Annotated in this window: 1 protein-coding gene; it reads left to right on the top strand. The window is 58.7% G+C overall.

Annotation, left to right across the window (positions count from 1 at the left end; all coding sequences use genetic code 11):
- Positions 1 to 380: 380 nt before the first annotated feature.
- A complete protein-coding gene (gene ltrA, locus AC19YQ_RS24910) occupies positions 381 to 1748 on the top strand; it encodes a group II intron reverse transcriptase/maturase (protein ID WP_326397458.1) in 1368 nt (455 codons plus the stop codon).
- Positions 1749 to 1835 lie beyond the last annotated feature (87 nt).

Genomic DNA, 1835 nt, shown 5'->3' with positions numbered 1-1835 from the left:
CTTGTGCGCCCAGCATGGGCGCCATCCTAGAGGTGAAAGTCCTCTCTTGAGCTGGCCACAGCGAATGAAGCGAAGCGCAACTGCATGAGGGTGACCAAGTGTGGGAAGGAAGCGTGGAGCATAAACCGCGAGCCGAGGTACACAAACCGCATCTGAGGCATCTCTGGTCAGGGCGAGCAGGCAAGTGACTGCGAAGCTCTTGTGGCCAAAGCACCGGGGATGTAAATGCGGCGGTTGTGCGGTGAAGGATGGCGTTCTTACCTGGGGAGATCTCGCCTCATGCCTGAAAGGGCGACGGCGCAAGCCGGAGCGAGAAGTCAGCAGAGGCCGTAGTAGCTGCGTTGCAGTGAAGGGCCAAACGAGAAGGAGTGAGGTTCACCATGGCGATACAGCAGGCCTTGCATCAGATGCCCGGGAAACCGGGGCGGGACGGAGCTGCGACGGGTGAAACCCGACGCGAAGCGTCCAGCGATGAAGCCGGCGGTCCGCGTCATGACCCGAACCACATGGGGTCAGGACTTCTGCAAGAAGCCCTGACCAGAGAAAACCTGCAATTAGCGCTCAAACGAGTCCGGTCAAATAAAGGTGCTGCGGGCGTCGACGGTCTTGGGATCGATGAGACGGTCGAGCATCTGTTAACGGCCTGGCCCGTGATACGGGCGCAGTTGCTGGCGGGAACGTACCGGCCAAGTCCGGTGCGTAGAGTTCTGATTCCCAAACCCGACGGAGGCGAGCGCAAGCTGGGCATCCCAACGGTGACGGACAGATTGATTCAACAGGCGCTATTACAAGTTTTGCAGCCTCTGTTGGACCCGGTATTCAGTGATCATAGCTATGGTTTTCGTCCCGGTCGCAGCGCTCATCAAGCGGTATTGGCAGCGCAGCAATATATTGATTCGGGGCGGGACACTGTGGTGGACGTTGATCTGGAGCAGTTCTTTGATCGAGTTGATCATGACCTGTTGATCGCTCGACTGAGCAGAAGGGTAACCGACCGAGGCGTTCTGCGTCTGGTCCGGGCCTACCTGAACAGCGGGACGTTGATCGACGGCATAGTGGTAGCCAGTAAACGAGGGACGCCGCAAGGCGGCCCACTCTCACCATTACTGGCCAATGTATTGCTGGACGAGGTGGACAAGGAGCTGGAGCGACGAGGCCATTGCTTCGTCAGGTACGCGGACGATGCGAACGTTTACGTACGCAGCCTGAAGGCCGGTCAACGGGTAATGGCAGTGCTCCGTCGCCTTTATGATCGACTTAGACTGCAAGTGAACGAGAGCAAGAGTGCGATTGCCAGTGCGTTTGGCCGCAAGTTTCTGGGCTACGGCTTTTGGCTGTCTGCTCAAGGCGAGGTCAAACGCTGGGTGGCAAGCAAAGCGCTACAGGCGTTCAAAAGCCGCATCCGTCAGCTGACTTCTCGTAATGGAGGACGAAGCATGTCGCAGGTGGTGGAAGGTCTGAGACTGTACCTGCTGGGTTGGAAAGCGTACTTCGGTTTATCGCAAACGCCTCGCCTCTGGCACCGGTTCGATGAATGGATCCGCCGACGACTCAGGGCTATCCAGCTCAAACAATGGAGAACCGGAAGGAGGACGTACCGTGAGCTACGCAAACTTGGAGCAGGACCTGACTTGGCAGCGGCGATAGCCAGCAACAGCCACAGGTTCTGGCACAACAGTGTCGGTCTGATCCATGGAGTGCTTACGGTGGCGTGGTCCGACCGGTTGGGTCTACCTCGACTCTGCTGACCTCAACTTCTCGAACCGCCCGGTGCGGACCCGCATGCCGGGTGGTGTGGCAGGGGCGCGGCCAGATGGCCGTCCCCTATGCCGATT

The organism is Pseudomonas sp. MF06569 (assembly GCF_059862735.1).
The sequence above is the reverse complement of the archived record's forward strand: the minus strand, read 5'-3'. Positions and strand labels throughout refer to the sequence as shown.

Bases quoted from the DNA above. Each gene is read 5' to 3' on its own strand.
- ltrA (WP_326397458.1), top strand. From the start codon at position 381: ATGGCGATACAGCAGGCCTTGCATCAGATGCCCGGGAAACCGGGGCGG.